Annotated in this window: 14 protein-coding genes; 4 read left to right on the top strand and 10 right to left on the bottom strand. The window is 64.5% G+C overall.

Annotated features, from left to right (window positions below; all coding sequences use genetic code 11):
• Window positions 1-13: 13 nt before the first annotated feature.
• The 7 genes from AC0L3S_RS15335 to AC0L3S_RS15305 form a co-directional block, all read right to left on the bottom strand.
• Complete coding sequence (locus tag AC0L3S_RS15335; RefSeq protein WP_473279623.1) at window positions 14-1,450, bottom strand: NAD-dependent succinate-semialdehyde dehydrogenase; 1,437 nt, start codon at window positions 1,448-1,450, stop codon at window positions 14-16.
• A gap of 11 nt (window positions 1,451-1,461) precedes the next feature.
• Window positions 1,462-2,121: an ATP-binding cassette domain-containing protein gene (locus AC0L3S_RS15330; protein WP_473279622.1), complete on the bottom strand. Its 660-nt coding sequence runs from the start codon at window positions 2,119-2,121 to the stop codon at window positions 1,462-1,464.
• Complete coding sequence (locus AC0L3S_RS15325; protein ID WP_473279621.1) at window positions 2,122-2,823, bottom strand: ABC transporter ATP-binding protein; 702 nt, start codon at window positions 2,821-2,823, stop codon at window positions 2,122-2,124.
• The gene (locus AC0L3S_RS15320) at window positions 2,820-3,563 is read right to left on the bottom strand and encodes an ABC transporter ATP-binding protein (protein WP_473279620.1); all 744 of its coding nucleotides are present in this window, start codon (window positions 3,561-3,563) and stop codon (window positions 2,820-2,822) included. Before AC0L3S_RS15320 ends, AC0L3S_RS15325 begins: the two co-directional genes overlap by 4 nt.
• Window positions 3,560-4,603: a branched-chain amino acid ABC transporter permease gene (locus tag AC0L3S_RS15315; protein WP_473279619.1), complete on the bottom strand. Its 1,044-nt coding sequence runs from the start codon at window positions 4,601-4,603 to the stop codon at window positions 3,560-3,562. The genes AC0L3S_RS15320 and AC0L3S_RS15315 overlap by 4 nt, the downstream gene beginning before the upstream one ends.
• Window positions 4,604-4,608: 5 nt before the next feature.
• On the bottom strand, window positions 4,609-5,529 hold the full coding sequence (locus AC0L3S_RS15310; RefSeq protein WP_473279618.1) for a branched-chain amino acid ABC transporter permease: 921 nt from the start codon (window positions 5,527-5,529) through the stop codon (window positions 4,609-4,611).
• Between the two features lie 105 nt (window positions 5,530-5,634).
• Entirely contained in the window at window positions 5,635-6,927 is a 1,293-nt protein-coding gene (locus AC0L3S_RS15305; protein WP_473279617.1) for an ABC transporter substrate-binding protein, read from the bottom strand.
• A 136-nt stretch (window positions 6,928-7,063) separates the two neighbouring features.
• On the opposite strand from AC0L3S_RS15305, the gene AC0L3S_RS15300 reads away from it, so the two are divergent.
• Both AC0L3S_RS15300 and AC0L3S_RS15295 read left to right on the top strand, forming a co-directional pair.
• Window positions 7,064-7,897, top strand: a complete 834-nt coding sequence (locus AC0L3S_RS15300; RefSeq protein WP_473258938.1) for a MurR/RpiR family transcriptional regulator — start codon at window positions 7,064-7,066, stop codon at window positions 7,895-7,897.
• 22 nt (window positions 7,898-7,919) lie between these two features.
• Window positions 7,920-8,744: an SDR family NAD(P)-dependent oxidoreductase gene (locus tag AC0L3S_RS15295; protein WP_473258941.1), complete on the top strand. Its 825-nt coding sequence runs from the start codon at window positions 7,920-7,922 to the stop codon at window positions 8,742-8,744.
• A 73-nt stretch (window positions 8,745-8,817) separates the two neighbouring features.
• On the opposite strand, the gene AC0L3S_RS15290 is transcribed toward AC0L3S_RS15295, so the two are convergent.
• Entirely contained in the window at window positions 8,818-9,891 is a 1,074-nt protein-coding gene (locus AC0L3S_RS15290) for a DUF2778 domain-containing protein (RefSeq protein ID WP_473279616.1), read from the bottom strand.
• A 633-nt stretch (window positions 9,892-10,524) separates the two neighbouring features.
• Here AC0L3S_RS15290 and AC0L3S_RS15285 point away from each other — a divergent pair.
• Complete coding sequence (locus tag AC0L3S_RS15285; protein ID WP_473258946.1) at window positions 10,525-11,046, top strand: FecR domain-containing protein; 522 nt, start codon at window positions 10,525-10,527, stop codon at window positions 11,044-11,046.
• 79 nt (window positions 11,047-11,125) lie between these two features.
• Window positions 11,126-13,012 carry a CHASE2 domain-containing protein gene (locus AC0L3S_RS15280; RefSeq protein WP_473279615.1) on the top strand — a complete coding sequence of 629 codons (1,887 nt, stop codon included), beginning with the start codon at window positions 11,126-11,128 and terminating at the stop codon, window positions 13,010-13,012.
• Window positions 13,013-13,038: 26 nt separating this feature from the next.
• Here the strand turns inward: AC0L3S_RS15280 and AC0L3S_RS15275 are convergent, their stop codons facing one another.
• A complete protein-coding gene (locus AC0L3S_RS15275) occupies window positions 13,039-14,538 on the bottom strand; it encodes a glycosyltransferase family 39 protein (RefSeq protein WP_473279614.1) in 1,500 nt (499 codons plus the stop codon).
• Between the two features lie 6 nt (window positions 14,539-14,544).
• Window positions 14,545-15,678 (bottom strand): glycosyltransferase family 2 protein, encoded by a 1,134-nt coding sequence (locus AC0L3S_RS15270; protein ID WP_473258953.1) that lies wholly within the window; start codon window positions 15,676-15,678, stop codon window positions 14,545-14,547.
• Window positions 15,679-15,935: the final 257 nt, after the last annotated feature.

The raw sequence follows: 15,935 nt of genomic DNA, 5'->3' as shown, positions 1-15,935 counted from the left end.
AATCGTCCAGCGTTCACACGCCGGTCTGGCTGATGAACTTTGTGTTGAAGTAACCCTCCATCGCCTCGGTGCCGCCTTCCGAGCCGTAGCCGGAATCCTTGATGCCGCCGAACGGCACTTCGGGCAGCGCGAGACCAAAACTGTTGATCGACATCATGCCGGCTTCGATCGCCGAACCGATCGCGGCCGCCGTCTTGGCCGAGCTGGTGAAGGCGTAGGACGCCAGCCCAAAAGGCAGCCGGTTGGCCTCCTCGACCACCTCGTCGAAGGATGAGAAGCGCGAGATCAGCGCGAGGGGGCCGAACGGCTCCTCGTTCATGGCGCGTGCATCCTTCGGCACGTCGCTCACCACCGTCGGCTCGAAGAAATGGCCCTTGTTGCCGACGCGCTTGCCGCCGGTCTCGAGCTTTGCGCCCTTGCCGACGGCATCCTGCACCATGCCCTCGATGGCGGTGACGCGGCGCGGGTTGGCGAGCGAGCCCATTTTGGAGTCAGGATCGAGGCCGTTGCCGACCTTGAACGCCTTGGCGCTGTCGACAAAGGTGTCGACGAATTCACGGAACACGTCATCCTGCACCAGCATCCGCGTCGGCGAGATGCAAACCTGACCGGCATTGCGATATTTTGCTGCCGCCAGAATCTTGGCCGCCGATGCGACGTCGGCGTCCTTGAAAACGATCGCCGGCGCATGACCGCCGAGCTCCATGGTGGCACGCTTCATGTGCAGGCCCGCGAGCGCATTGAGCTGCTTGCCGACATGGGTCGAGCCGGTGAACGAAATCTTGCGGATCACCGGATGCGGAATGAGATATTCGGAGATCTCGGCAGGTACACCGTAGACCAGGTTGATGACGCCATCGGGCACGCCGGCATCCGCAAACGCGCGGATCAGTTGTGCGGGCGAGGCCGGCGTCTCCTCCGGGGCCTTGACGATGATCGAACAGCCGGCGCCGAGTGCGGCGGAAAGCTTGCGCACGACCTGATTGATCGGAAAATTCCAGGGCGTGAACGCCGCGACCGGGCCGACCGGCTCCTTGATCGCGAGCTGGTAGATGCCCGGACCGCGCGCGGGGATCAACCGGCCATAGGCGCGTTTGGCTTCTTCCGCAAACCACTCGATCACGTCGGCGGCGGCCATCGCCTCCATCTTGGCCTCGCCAAGAGTCTTGCCCTGCTCCATCGTGAGCAGCGGCGCGATCTCGTCATTGCGCTCGCGCATGATCGCGGCGGCCTTGCGCATGATCCGGCAGCGCTCGAAGGGAGCGACGTTTCGCCAGATCTTGAAGCCCGCGCTGGCTGCGGCGAGTGCCTCGTCGAGGTCGGACCGTCCGGCATGGGCGACGGTGCCGATCACTTCTTCGGTCGCGGGATTGCGCACCTCGATCACCTTGCCCGAATGGGCCGGTCGCCATTTGCCGCCAATGAAAAGCTGGGTCTTCGAATAGGCCAACGGATTCTCCTTTAGGTCGAGCTGTGAACGGCACCGTGACAAATCGCGTCCGCCGCCTTTGTCATTTCCGGCCCGAGATAAGCGCGACAGCGCGGATCTGCGACGAGCGCGCCGAAATTCGCCACGGGTGTTACCCCGCCGCCGGCCACGAACAGGAATCGCCCGGCGATCTCGGCGAGGATGTCGAGGTGCCAGGCGGCCGTCGGGTGCATGCAGAGCACGACCAGCCGGCCCTCGTCGCGCAGCTTGCGGAAGAAATCGAGCATGAAGCCGATATAACCATCCTGCAGATTGAACTGCGGTTCGTCGAACAGGTGCACCAGCGGCGTCCGGGTCGGCGACGGCGCCAGGAAGGCGGACGGTATTCGCTTGCCAAAGCGCCTGACCTGATACGATTGGTGATAGTGAATTGCGAGCCGGTCGCGTTCACGATATTTGACGCCATGGATATCGGTGCCCGCGACCAGCACGCGCCCCGAGGTCGGCGCATTCGAGCCCGTCATCATCTCGAACAAAGTCGTCTTGCCTGCCCCATTCGGGCCGACGACACCGACGATGTCAGGCTCGTCCAGCGACAGGTTTGCCTGAAGCGTGAATGTCGGTCGGCGGATCACGCGGCCCCTTGTATAGACCTTCCGAACGTCGTCGAGAACGAGCAGCGGTGCGGCCACTTATTGTACTCCCAGCAAGCGCTGACGAAGCCCGCGATCATCCCGCAAGGCCGCGGCCTCCCCGGTCCAGACGATCCGGCCGCGATCGATCACCGCGGCATGGTCTGCGACCGACAGCGCGATCTCGGCGTTCTGCTCCACGACCAGCGAGGCAATGCCCTCATCCTTCATGCGCAGGATTGTCGCAAGCACGTCGCCGACGATTTTCGGGGCCAGTCCCTGGCTCGGCTCGTCGAACAGCACCAGTCCCGGCGAGCCGACCAGCGCGCGGGCGATCGCCACCATCTGCATTTCGCCGCCCGACAGGTTTTCGCAGTCGCGCTCCATGAGATATTCGAGCGGTGAGAAGATCGCAGCCGCCTCCTTGAGGCTCCAGTGGCGAAAGCGCGTGCGCTTTTGCGCGATCGACAGGTTGCGCGCGACCGTCAACGTCGGGCACAGCCGGCGGTCGTCGGGCACCCACCCGATGCCGGCGCGCGCAATCTCGTGGGTGGGATTGCTCGTGACGTCGTGACCGTCGAAGCAAACGGAGCCGCGGCGCGGACGCGTCAGCCCGAGAATCGAGCGGAGCATGGTCGTCTTGCCGGCGCCGTTGGGGCCGAGCAGCGCAAACACCTTGGCGTGCTCGATGGCGAGCGAAGCGCCGAACAGCGCCTGGGTCTCGCCGTAGAAGGTATCGACCGCGTCCACTTCGAGGATCATGCGAACTTTCCGAGATTGGAGCGCCGCACCCATTCGTTCAGCTGCAGTTCGTGTGGCGTTCCGCGCGCCACCACCTGGCCCCAATGGATGACCGAGATGCGGTCAGCCAACGAGAACAGGAACTTCATATCGTGCTCGATGGCGACGATGGTCAGCCGCCCCTTCAGGCGCGCAATCAGGGTTGCGAGCCGCTGCACCCCGTCGGAGCCGAGGCCGGAGGTCGGTTCGTCCAGGCACAGCACGCGCGGTGCCTGCGCCAGGGCGACCGCGATCTCCAGCGCGCGCCGGTCGCCATAAGACAGGTCCTTGGCGCGGATGTCGCCTTTGTCGACAAGCCCGACTGCCGCCAGCGCTTCGGAGGACTTCGCGGCAAGCCGACTGTCGCCCGCCGCTGCGTGCGCGATATCGTGGCCACGGGCGCGAAACTCGGGCAAGCCCATCATGACGTTGTCACGCGCGGAGAATTCGTCGAACAGTGTCATGATCTGAAACGAGCGGGCGATGCCCTTGGCGGCGACGCGGTGCGGGCTGAGGCCCGTAACATCCTCGCCGGCGAGAAGGACTCGACCACGATTCGGTTTCACGCGGCCGGTGAGGACATTGAAGAATGTGGTCTTGCCGGCACCGTTCGGGCCCATCACACCGTGAAACTCGCCCTCCGCGACCGCGAGGTCGACGCTCTCCAGCACGACGCGATCGCCGAAGCGGACATGAACGGCCGCGGCCTCGATCATGTTCATCGACCGCTCCCGAACAGCAGCCGCATCGCCGACGTACCCCTCTGCCGTAAGGCGCCAAGTGAGTGCTGCTGCACGGCAGCGGAGATCGCCCCGGCAATGCCTTCGGGGCGGAACAGGACGATCGCGATGAACAGCAGACCAAAATAGAGCATCCAGGCATTGGTCAGCGCACCGATCACGTCGCGAGCGGTGAGGAAGAGAAACACGCCGATCACCGGGCCCCAGAAGCTGACGAGGCCACCGCCGACGAGCGTCATCATCACGACGTAGCCGGATTGATGCAGGCTCATGACGTCGGGGAATGCGGCGAGCTGCGCCATGGCGAACAGTCCGCCGGCAAGACCCGAGACGGCGGCCGACAGGGCAAAGACCGCGACCTTGTAAAGCCATACGTTATAGCCGAGATGGCTCGCGCGAACCTCGCTCTGCCTGATCGCAGCGACCACGCGGCCATAGGGCGAATTCACCAGCCGCCACAATGCGGCGGTGCCGACCGCAAAAACCGCGAGCACGAAATAGTAGAACGCGACATTGTCGGTGAGATCGAAAGACATAAGCCCGAAATCGGCCGGCAACCGTTTGATCTTGAGTAGGCCGTCTTCGCCGCCGGTGATCCGGTGCGATTTGATCGCCAGTGTCCAGAAGATCTGGCCGAAGGCAATCGTCATGAAGGCATAATAGATGCCGCGCCTGTGCGAGATGAACAGCGCCACCAGCACGCCGGCGAGGCCCGCCACCGCGGCCGCGGCAATCAGACATATCCAGAGATTTGCAACGATTTCGAGCTGACAGAGACCGAACGCGTAGGCGCCGATGCCGAAATACGCACCATGACCGAACGACGGAAGCCCGGCAATGCCGAGCACCAGGTTGAACGCGAGCGCATAGAGCGACCAGATCAGGATCTCGATCCCCAGATAGGGATAGAGCCCGATCCGCGTGATCCAGAGCGGCACCGTTGCAAGCACGAGCCAGAGCACCAGCATCGTCGGCGTCACGAGGCGCGCGGCGTCGGGTGAAGATTTTGATTCCACAATCATTCCCTTTAGGCCTCGAGCACGCTCTTCTTGCCCCACAAGCCGCGCGCGCGGAACGTCACGACGGCAACGAGCAAGATGTATATCGACAACAGCGACCATTCGGACGCGTAGGCGCCGGCGAGGCCGACACACAGTCCGACCAAGAGACCCGCCACGACCGCACCCCAAAAGCTGCCGACGCCACCGAGCACGATCACCAGGAACGCAGGAATGACCGCATCGACCCCCATATGCGGGCGAATGCCCCAGATCGGCGCGACGATGATGCCCGCGATCGCGGCCAGCATCGTGCCGAACACGAACACCAGCATCCGCAACCGCGACAGGTTGATGCCGAGCGCGCGGACGATCTCGCTGTCATGCGCGCCGGCCTTGACCGTCGCACCGAACGAGGTCTTTTCGATGAACAGCCAGACCAGGCCGATGATCCCGGCCGCGATGCCTGCCGCGTAGAAGCGATAGGTCGACCAGATCAGGTCGCCGAACAGGAAACCGCCATTGATGGCAGACGGCACCTGCAGCACGTAGTCGCGCGTGCCCCAGACCAGGCGGATCATTTCCTCGATCACCATCGCGGCGCCGAAGGTCAGGAGCAGCCCGTACAGCGGATCCTTGCCGTAAGTCCGCCGCATGCAGAGCTCGATCAGCATGCCGACCAGGCTCACGATCACGGGAGCAATGATCAACGTTGCCGCATAGCGCCAGCCGAGCGGCAGCGCGAGCCATGCTTTCGCAAGTTCCATTGGCAATGGAGGGCGCGGGCCCGTGAGCTGCATGGCGACATAAGCCCCGAGCGCAAACAGGGATCCGTGCGCGAGATTGATCTGCTCCATCAGCCCGACGATGAGCATGAAGCCGAGCGCGATCAGCGCGAACAACAGGCCGAGCGTCAGGCCGTTGAGGAGATGCGGAAGAAGGTCGAACAAGATTTTTGGCTCTCGCAACTGGCGTGTGTCACCCGGGACCCTGATGGTCCCGGTGCGCGGCGCGCGAGATGCGCGCCGCTCGTTCTGCGACGTGACGCGCCGTCTCTAGGAGTCGACGGTCGGCACCTGCTCGTAGGGCGTGAGCTTGCACTTGCCGGGTGCCGCATCGTCAGCGGCGGATTTCGGCTCCGTCCAGCTGATGATCTCGAACAGATCGGTATTGTCGGCCGGCTTGGCGTTGCGTCGCGCCAGGTAGATCGTCTGCTGCATCTGGTGCGTCATCGGATCCATGTAGGCGTCGAAATGCTGCATGCGGTCGGTCGCCGAGACCTTCAGGTTCTCGAGCTCCTTGATGATCTTGACATTGTTGGTCGACCCTGCCCGCTCGATCGCGCGGAGCAGCTCGCGCGTGGACATGTAGCCGTTGTAGGAGACATTGCCCGGCACCGGGATCGGGCCGTCCTTGTTGGCGGCCTGCCACTTCTTGACGAATTCGGCGACGCCGGGCAGCGGCAGCTTGTGATACCAGGTGGTGCCGAACACGCCGAACAGGCTGTCGGGCGCGCCCCACACGTCCGGCCAATCCTGCTGGTTGTTGATCCAGGCCGGCTTGCCGTCGAGCTTGAGCTGCGCCACCTGCTCGCGCAATGCTTTGATATCGTCGCCGCCAACCGCGGTCGCCACAACATCGGGCTTGGCCTGCTGGATCTTGAGCAGATAGGCGGTGAAGTCGCGGGTGTTCTGCGGCACCAGCAGATTGTCGATGATCTTGCCGCCGGCAGCCTCGACTTGCGTCCTTGTCGCGGCGGATGTCGTGTGACCCCAGACATAGTCGTTGGTGAGCAGCATCCAGTTCTTGCCGATGGAGTCCACCGCGTTCTTGACCGACGCCTTGGAAAAATTGGTGCCGTTGCCGTCCCAGACGAATTTCACGCGTGAGCAGTTCTCCCCGGCTTCGCTCGGCGCGGAGGAATTGGTGTTCATGTAGATCACACCGTTTTTGCTGGCGACCTGCGTGATGGCGTTGGCGACGCCCGAATGCAGCGCGCCGATCAGGATGGTGCAGTCCTCGCGGGTGATGAAGCGTTCGGCGACGCGGCTGCCGGTGGCTGGCGTCGTCTCGGTGTCCGCCGTGATGAACGTGACCTGGCGCCCGAGCACGCCACCTTTGGCGTTGATCTCGTCGATCGCCATCTTGATGCCGCGGAAATCATCCTGGCCGCTGTTGCCGTATTGACCGCTGGCATCGCAGGTCAAGCCAAGCTTGATCGGTTTCGCGCCCTGCGCCCAGGCATGATTCTGCCGCCACGGCCCAAAGAAGCTACCGGTGCCGCCGATGACACTCGCCATCAAGCTGCCCTTCAGAACGCTTCGCCGTGAGATCTGACGCCCTCTCATCGTGTCCTCCCGTTTTCGAAGTCTTTTGCTTCTTTATGAGATTAGAATATTCATTCCATATGGTATGTAAAGTAGAATATTTGATCCAAACGGTGAAATGCCGTTAGATAGGTGACCGATCCGGAGATCCGACTCGATGAACAAGGCGGCTGGCGCCATGAGTTATGACGAGCTGCGCGGCGCGATTGCGCAGCGGCACCGGGCGCTGTCCGGCCGGTTGCAGCAGATCGCGGAGTTCGTGCTCGATCACCCGACCGATGTCGCACTCGGCACCGTGGCGGAGGTGGCGCAGCGCTCAGGGGTGCCGCCGTCGGCAATCGTTCGCTTCGCGCATGCGCTCGGGTTCGGCGGCTTCACCGAGATGCAGCAGGTGTTCCGCTCCCGTCTCGTTGCCGGCGTCGCGCCAAGCTACAAGGCGCGCCTCGCCCGCATGAAGAGCCAGGAGAAGTCAGTGCTCGGCCGCCAACCGGCCGCGGTATTGTCGCGTTTCGTGTCCGAAGCGCAATCGTCGCTGGTCACGCTCAGCCAATCCGTCCATGCGCGCGAACTCGACACCGCAACCGCGATACTCGCCAAGGCACGTGACATCTATCTGCTCGGCCTGGGCGGCTCGTTTCCGGTTGCGATCCACCTCGCCTACGTGCTGCGCAAGCTCGGGCGGCGCGTCGTCCTGCTCGACGGTCTTGGCGGCAGCATTCACGAGCAGTCGCACGCGGCGACATCAGACGACGCGCTGGTCGCGATCAGCTTCCGAAATTACTATCCGGATACGGCGCGGCTGTTTCCCGAACTCGTCGCGCGGGGCGTACCCACGATTTCCATCACTGACAGTCTTTTGAGCCCGATCGTCGAGGGCGCGAGCGTCGTGTTCGAGATCCAGGACATGCCTGAGCCCGCGCTGCGCACGCTTGTCGCACCGATGTGCCTCGTGCAGGCGTTGGCGATCGGCCTCGACCTCGCAGCAGACTGACGTTCACAACAGGAACAAGATCATGACATCGCATGACACCAACAAGCTTCTGGCGGGCAAAGTTGCGCTGGTGACCGGCGCGGGGCGCGGGCTCGGCCGCGCTTTTGCTGAGAAGCTTGCCGCGCTTGGCGCTGACGTCGCCATCCACGGCATGCGCGAGAACGGGCCGGCCGAATATGGCGAGGGCACCACCCTCACCGCGGTCGCCGCCGAGATCGGACGGGAATTCGGCGTTCGCAGCCAGCGCGTGCTCGGCGATCTCACCAAGGGCGAGGACATCGCGCGCGTCATCGCGGAGAGCGAAGCGGCACTCGGCCCGATCGACATTCTCGTGCACAATGCCGGGGGCGACATCGCGGCCGGCGGCGGCAAGCCCGATCCGAACGATGCGGTGAACATCAAAGAGGCGGATGTTCGCGCGGTGCTGGAGCGCAACCTGCTCTCCACTATCCTCACATGCCAGGCAGTCGCGCGCGGCATGATGGAGCGCCGACGCGGCCGCATCGTCACGCTTGGCTCCGTCGCCGCGTTCAAGGGGCGTACCCAGGGCTCGATCTATGCGGTGTCGAAGGCCGGCGTGACCCACTACACGCGATGCCTGGCCGACCAGCTCCGTCCCTACGACATCGCCGTCAATTGCATCGCGCCCGGAGATACCCGCACCGGCCGCTTTCTCGGAACGCGCGCAGTCGATCCCGACAGAATGGTCGAGATCGGCACGCTCGACCGCATCGCGACCGTTGACGAGGTCGCGCGCGTCGTCGAGTTCTTCGCCGGTCCCATGGGCGCGTTCGTTTCCGGCCAGGTGCTGCGGATCGACGGCGGCGGGCAGTGCTGGCCGGCCTAAAACGCACCCGCGAAGCGAAACAGAAAAGGGCCGCTGCAAGCGGCCCTTTTGCGTGATCTCGAATTGACTGAGCCTAGTCCACGCGCGCCAGCACCGCGAGTTTGCGGATGCCCTTGTTGCGGTAGGCGTCGAGGAACGCGTAATAATCCTTGAACGACACGCAGCCGTTGGAATCGCCATTCGGCCCGAGCATGAAGGTGTGCGCGAGCAGGCCGTCGCGGCCGTAGATCGCGCTCTCACCGCCAATCGGGGTCAGGCGCAGCGCAGGCACCCCGTGAAACAGCGCCTCGCGCGGCTTCAGCGTGTAGATGTGCGGCGGCGTCACGCCGCGCATGCGGACGCGCGAGGAGCGCGGGTCGTCGAGGTTGGAGCCGAGGCCGGAATGCGCCTCGAGCTTGGTGCCGTCGGGCAAGTAAACCGCCTTGGCGGAGATGTCGTAGACCGCGGTGTCGCGCTCATAGGGCGCCGAACCGCCGAGCATGGGGTTCTGCTCCCTCGGCGCGATGGACGCGGTCACGCTGGCGTCGGCCGACGCATAGGCGAGCAGTCCGCCGGACGGCTCGCGCTTGCCCCAGAGCTTTTCCACCATCGACTGACGCGGTCCAGTGATCGACATCACCGCAGCCTTGGCGCGATCGGCAATCGATTTTGGCTTCGCCTCAGGCGCCGGCACGATCTCGGCCGGATCTGCCGAGGCCAGCTGCACCGGCGCGTCAGCGCCGCGCTTGGACTTCGCAGCGTCAGCGATCCTGGCGGCACCTGGCTTCAGGACTTCCGCGACCCTCGCGATCACGCTCGGTTTCGGCGCGTCCTTGGCTTCGGCGACCTTGGTTGCGGTCGCGGCGCTGGCCGCATTCGATGTCACGCCTTGGGTCGCAGCCGCGGCAAAGCGATCGTTGAACATTTCGCGTGAGATCGGAGCAGCCACCTGCAACCGGTCCGGCAAGAGCGCAAAGGCTTCCTTGACGGCCTCACCGGCCTCGCGCAGCGCGACCCTGGGCGCGCGCTTGATCACGGGCTCGTCGTAGCCGCTGCTGCCGACGGTCGGATAGACGCTGGCGGCAAAGATGTTGCTATAGATGGTCCAGCCGGCGCCAAGCACGAGGCAGCCAATCACGGCGGCGCCAAGCACGTTTTGGCTGGTCATTTTCCGGGAAGGCTTCCGATAAGAAGTGCTCGAGAATCCTTTGGACTTTCGTGCCGCGATGCCTTGCGCAGCGATACTCGTACTCATTCGCCTTGCGTCCAGAACAGTGTCACTCAGTCCCCCTTCGAAGCGCCGCTGGTCACGATCCGGGAACAGCATCTCGCAGAGGGTCGGAGCGTCATTAAGGCCACTTTTAGTTAAATGCGGATTAAGTTCTGGCGGATGTGAGGCAACCCGTTCAGGTCGTCCCATTTTGGGAAAAAGCCCGCAGGATTACGGACTTAGGCGCGCCTGTTAACTATAATTCTCGGCTGGATCGCTGAGGTCGGCGAACGTCTTTGGCCGCCTCTCTAAACGCACCAACCAAGTCGTTTTCGTGGTCTTCAATACCCGGACGTTAACGGGGAATCATTGCGCCAGGCTGGTGTGCAATAGCCCGCGTCCATCTCTCGTGGCTCGCCGCTTACGCGCATCGCACGGGGCGCCCTGACCGAAACTTGATCGCACCGGTCTGGAAAAGCCCGTGCTGAGAAAATAGCTCCGATCTCGGCACTTTTCGGCAGCCTCTGCGTGTGATACGGTACCGTATCAACATCGCCTTGAACTGTGCCTGGCACGCAAACGGAGGCTGGCATGAGAGGGATCGCACACGCGGGGTTTTTTGTCCTGCTGTGGTCGTCTTTGGGGATGGGGTACGCGGCCGCGCAGCCTGCCAATGCGGGGTGCACGGCATCGCTATCCGCTGCCGGCACGCAGACCTGGCGCTGCGACAACGGCATCACCATCGTTGCGGAAAACGGCGCCAGATTTGAACTTAAGGACGCCAACCGCGACGGACATATAGACTCCGTGGAGTTGAGCAGCAAAGCGCTGCTGGTCGAGGTGCCCAAGAAGCCCGGCGGCAATCCCTTCAAGGTGCTGACGCCGCAAGCGATCGCCGCGGTGCGCGGCACGAAATGGGCAGTCGATGTCGCAGAGGCCAAGACCTCCGTCTTCGTCGCCGACGGCCGTGTCGGCGTGAACCGCAGGAGCGGCGGGCGCGGCGTGGTATTAGGCCGCGGCGAAGGCGTCGACGTGGAAGCGACAGGCCCGTTGACGGTCAAGACATGGGGCCAGCCGCGCGTCGACGCGTTGATGGCGAGACTTGGTCGATAAGACTTGGCCAGTAAGGGGCTGGGTCAATAGGGCTCGGACAAAAGCATTTGGATGATAGAAAAGATTGCAAAACGACCACATGAGTAGCCGACGCATTCAGATCCTGGTGGCGCTTGCCCTCACCGCGCTGTGGGGCGCGGGCATCTATGCCGGGCACGCAAACGGCCATCTGCGCTTTCTCGATCGCCTCGAGGCGACGCTGACGGATTGGCGGACGCAGGTCCGCGGCGTACGGGTTCCGCCCGATCTCGTCACCATCGTCGCGATCGACGATACCGTCGTGAAGCGCGGCGGCAGCTATCCGCTGCCGCGCGCCGATCTCGCCCGAATCGTCGACACCATCGTGCAGTTCAAGCCGAAGGTCGTCGCGATCGACCTGCTGCTGGTCGACCGCAGCGCTGCGATCGGCGACGCCACGCTGGCAAATACGCTGGCTACCGGTCCCATGGTTCTTGCCGCCGCAGCGATCTTCCCCGCCAGCGAGACCGTGGAGACCAGCGGCCAAGGTCCCCTCGCCGCCCTGCCGCAGGCCGAGCGCTTTCTGCTGCCCTTGCCGGCGTTCGCCGATCATGCCGAAGTCGGCGTCGTCAACGTTGCGACCGGACAATCGGGCTCGCCGCTCTCGGTGCCGATGCTGTTCCGGACCAGCGACAAGGTCGAGCTGTCCTTCCCGTTGCGGGTCGCGGCGCGCGCGCTCGACAGGTCGCTGACAATCGCGCCGGACCATCTGATGCTCGGCGACCGCGCGGTGCCGACCGATACCGACTTCGCGCTGCCGATCACCTATTACGGCCCGCGCCGGACCATCCGCACCGTCAGCGCACAGAGCATCTTCGACGGCACGCTCAATCGCGCGGCGATCGAGAACCGGATCGTCGTGATCGGCGCCTCGGTCGCCGGCGGCGGTGATTTCTACCCGACGCCGTTCGATTCCCTGATGCCGGGCGTCGAAGTGGTCTCCACCGCGATCACCCATCTCGTCGCCGGCGACAGCATCGTGCGCGACCGCAAGGTCCACATCGCCGACGCACTCATCGCCATCCTGTTGCCGATGCTGCTGGTGGGCCTGCTCGCCTGGCGGCGCAGCACGCTCGGCATCGTCGCCGCGGCCGCGGTGATGATCGCCTGGGCCGGCTTCAATCTGTTCGCGTTCACGCACGGCATCTGGCTGAACGCCGCGACCACGCTCGCCGCAGCAGTGCCGCCGGTTGCGGTCTTTGCCGGCGTGCAATTGTGGGCGGGAGGCCGCCGCACGCAATATTTCGCGGCAAAGAGCCGGTCGCTCGCGCAATTCCAGGCGCCGGCCGTGCAGGAGTGGCTAGCGCGCGATCCGAATTTCCTGTCGACGCCCGTACGGCAGGACGCAGCGGTGGTCTTCATCGATCTCTCGGGCTTCACGGCGCTGAGCGAGCGGATCGATCCAAGCGAGCTCCAGGACATTCTAAAGGCGTTTCACGCACTGATCGAGAAGACCGCGGTCGATTGCGGCGGCATGATCAGCGGCTTTCTCGGAGACGGCGCCATGATCCTGTTCGGCCTGCCCGGCGCAATGCCCGACGACGCCGCACGCGCGCTAAAATGCGCGATCGACCTGCACCGCGGCGTCGAACGCTGGATCGCGTCGTTGCCGCCTGCGATCAGGGATCAGCTCGGCTTCAAGATCGGCGCGCATTTCGGCCCGATCGTGGCCTCCCGCCTCGGCGAAAGCCATCAGCACATCACGGCGACGGGCGACACCGTCAACGTCGCGAGCCGGTTGATGGAGGTCGCCGTCCAGAACGGCGCGCGAGTCGCGCTCAGCGATACGCTGCTGGACGCCGCCGATTTCCAGGGCGCTCCCGACGGCGTTCTGTCGGGTCCCCTGCTCACGCAGGTCCGCGGCCGCTCCGGCGTCGTTACCGTCTGGTTCTGGCGCGACCAAGACAGGCCAAATCAGGCCACGACCAAGGCCGAGATGATCGACTGAACCTTCGTCGCCGTTCCGAGGAAGAGCTACCGCGCTTCCCGCGGCGGCGAGCGGTCCAGCACGTCGCCCTTGGCGCCTTCGAGCAGATCGATGCTGTAAGTTTCGATCACGAGTGGGCCGCGCTTGCGCTGCAATTGTGCGACCTGCGTCACCTTCGCAAAGAGATCGTGGACGGCGGGATGGCCGTCAGAGCGCAGTTCGTCGACATAGATCAGCTTGCCTGCAAGCAGCTTTGGATCGGGCTCGGGCATGTTGGCCCAGCGGATGCGCTGATTCTGCTGCGCCACGCAGCTGCCGCGCGGCAGATAGAAGGCGAGCCAGCCCGTCGTGCCGTAGTCCGGCGCAAGCACGCAGGTCGCACCATTGCGGGCGCGCACCGCTTCGATTTCGGCAGCGAGCTCGCGCCAGCCGACGCCGACGCTGCGCACGGTCGCATCGCGACGATAGCCGGACAGCCAGCCAGTATTGGCCTGCACGATCAGCGCGGCAAACATCACGATGCCGGTGGGTGCGGCCCAGCGCAGGCAGAAATCCACCAAGCGGCGCTGGCGCGGCTTCCACTGCACGAGATTGGCGGCGGCGGCGGCGACGACGAAAGGCGGATAGACCGGCGCGAACCAGTTGGCCTCGACGCGGGCATGCAGGGAATGCCAGACGAAATAGGCGACGATGGTCCAGAACATCGTCTCGATCAGCACGCGCGAGGCGAGCGCGCCGGCCCGGCGCCAGGTCAGCGCGTGCAGCCCCATCGCGCCGAGGATGAACACCAGCGGGGTTGCGAACGCGATCTGGGTCGGGATCAGCTCGGCAATGAAGACCGGACGGAAATCCTCGATCCTGGCGCGCCCGAGCTGCTTTGCGAACGAGACCCATTGATGATCGGCATTCCAGAGGATCACCGGCGAGAACAGCGCAAGCGCAACGAAACCGCCGAGATACGGCCAGGGCGAGAGAAACCAGTGCCGCAGTTTCGGCACGGCAGCGAGCCAGATCAGGATCGCCAGCCCGAAGAACATCGCGGTGTATTTCGACAGCAGCGCCGCGCCGACGGCTGCGCCGACCGCGAGCCACCAGACGCCGCGGCCGCTCTCCAGCACCTTGGCAAGAAAGAACAGCACGAAGCTCGAGGCAACCAGAAGCGGCGCATCGGGCGTGACGATCAGCGTGCCGACCGAGGCCAGCAGCGTCACGTTGAGCAGGATGGCGCTGGTCGCCGCCACCCGCGCGCCGCCGATCAGGATCGCGGCGGAGCGATAGATCGCGTAGCTCATCGGCAGCGCGAGCAGGATCGAGACCAGGCGGACGCCGAGTTCGGTGTCGCCGGCGATCAGGGTGCCGGCGCGGATGACGTAGGCAACCATCGGCGGGTGGTCGTAATATCCCCCGGCGAGGTTCTGCGACCACATCCAGTAATAGGCTTCATCGAAAGTGATCGGCGTGAAGGCAGCTGCGACGAGCCGCAAGCCGACCAGCGCAAGGATTGCCAGCGCCGTATTGCGGACGATCCGCGCGTCAGCCCCGCCCATCGAGAGTTACTTCTTGCGCCAGACGAACAGTCCGGACATCGCGTAGTTCCACACCACGCCCATCAGCGCCCCGGCCGCACCCGCAAGCCACCAGATCGGCTCCTGGTCGTAGACCGAGAAGGCAACGCCGACATTGGCGAGCAGGCCGACGCTGCACACGATGTAGAACGCGATCAGGCCGCGTAGCAGCGCAAAGCCCTTCAGCCGCTGGTCGCGATAGGTGAGGAAGTTGTTGAGGACGAAATTGCTGGTCATCGCGACGATGGCGCCGGAGGCCTGCGCTTCCGCGAACGGTTCCTTGAACAGCTCGAGTGATATGAACAGCGTCGTGAGATGCACCACGAGGCCGATCCCGCCGACCATCGCGAACAGCAAGAAGCGTAACGAGACCGCATCGTTGGTGAACTTCGCCAGCACCAGGCCGAGAAAATCCAGCGCGACCATGGAATCGAGCTTGCTTTCGCCGTGCTGGCGCTCGCCGAACGTGTAGGGAATTTCGATGGCGCGCAAGGTGCCGTTGGCGCTGGCGACGAGGTCGAGCAGGATCTTGAAGCCGTGCACGGAAAGTTTCGGCGCCAGCTGCTCGAAGCGGTCGCGGCGAACCATGAAGAAGCCGCTCATGGGGTCGGCGATCTCGACCCGCAGCATCTTCCTCGCGACCTCGGTCGCCAGTGCACTGGCGCCGGCGCGCTGCTTGTTGAAGCCTTCGCTCTTGTAGCCCTCGATGTAGCGGCTGCCGACCACGAGCTCGGCCTGCCCGCTCGCGAGCAGCGACAGCATCTTCGGCAGTTGCGTCTCGTCGTGCTGGAGGTCGGCGTCGATCACGGCCGCATAGGGCGCACTGGAGGCCAGGATGCCCTCGATGCAGGCCCCCGACAGGCCGCGGCGGCCGATGCGGCGGACACAGCGCACCCGGCTGTCGCGCTGGGCCAACGCGCGCACGACGTCCCAGGTGCCATCAGGCGAATTATCGTCGACGAACACGACTTCCCAGGCGATGCCGGCCAGCGCTGCCTCCAGCCGCCGGTACAGCACCGTGACATTGTCGCGCTCGTTGAAGGTCGGTACGACGACCGACAATTCCGGCGCCGGCGAAGCCGCCTGTTGGATCTCGGAGCCCGGTCTGATCGCTTCATTCATGACGGCAGCGTATATCCGCCGCGTCCTGTGCTGCCAAGAACTTGCGCTGGCGAGCCGGGGGTTTCTCTGGGGAGCGGCCCAAAAGGGGCCCTAAAATGCCAACGACCCCGGAACGGCGGACCGCGCGTACATCCGGCGCAGCCTGTGCTATTCCAAGGTCGTTCCAGCGCCGGAGTTTCCGCTCAACGTCGCCGTCAGAACCTAAATGGGAACGGCAACGCGGCTTTACAAGGGGCGAAAGAGGCCTTTTTCACGCC

The sequence above is a fragment of the Bradyrhizobium sp. Ken01 genome (genome assembly GCF_055807355.1).
The sequence above is the reverse complement of the archived record's forward strand: the minus strand, read 5'-3'. Positions and strand labels throughout refer to the sequence as shown.

What these genes read in the sequence shown, in the direction of transcription:
- AC0L3S_RS15325 (WP_473279621.1), bottom strand. Translation starts at nt 2,823, where the DNA reads ATGATCCTCGAAGTGGACGCGGTCGATACCTTCTACGGCGAGACCCAG.
- AC0L3S_RS15285 (WP_473258946.1), top strand. Translation starts at nt 10,525, where the DNA reads ATGAGAGGGATCGCACACGCGGGGTTTTTTGTCCTGCTGTGGTCGTCT.
- AC0L3S_RS15270 (WP_473258953.1), bottom strand. Translation starts at nt 15,678, where the DNA reads ATGAATGAAGCGATCAGACCGGGCTCCGAGATCCAACAGGCGGCTTCG.
- AC0L3S_RS15290 (WP_473279616.1), bottom strand. Translation starts at nt 9,891, where the DNA reads ATGACCAGCCAAAACGTGCTTGGCGCCGCCGTGATTGGCTGCCTCGTG.
- AC0L3S_RS15305 (WP_473279617.1), bottom strand. Translation starts at nt 6,927, where the DNA reads ATGAGAGGGCGTCAGATCTCACGGCGAAGCGTTCTGAAGGGCAGCTTG.
- AC0L3S_RS15315 (WP_473279619.1), bottom strand. Translation starts at nt 4,603, where the DNA reads ATGATTGTGGAATCAAAATCTTCACCCGACGCCGCGCGCCTCGTGACG.
- AC0L3S_RS15320 (WP_473279620.1), bottom strand. Translation starts at nt 3,563, where the DNA reads ATGAACATGATCGAGGCCGCGGCCGTTCATGTCCGCTTCGGCGATCGC.
- AC0L3S_RS15300 (WP_473258938.1), top strand. Translation starts at nt 7,064, where the DNA reads ATGAACAAGGCGGCTGGCGCCATGAGTTATGACGAGCTGCGCGGCGCG.
- AC0L3S_RS15295 (WP_473258941.1), top strand. Translation starts at nt 7,920, where the DNA reads ATGACATCGCATGACACCAACAAGCTTCTGGCGGGCAAAGTTGCGCTG.
- AC0L3S_RS15280 (WP_473279615.1), top strand. Translation starts at nt 11,126, where the DNA reads ATGAGTAGCCGACGCATTCAGATCCTGGTGGCGCTTGCCCTCACCGCG.
- AC0L3S_RS15275 (WP_473279614.1), bottom strand. Translation starts at nt 14,538, where the DNA reads ATGGGCGGGGCTGACGCGCGGATCGTCCGCAATACGGCGCTGGCAATC.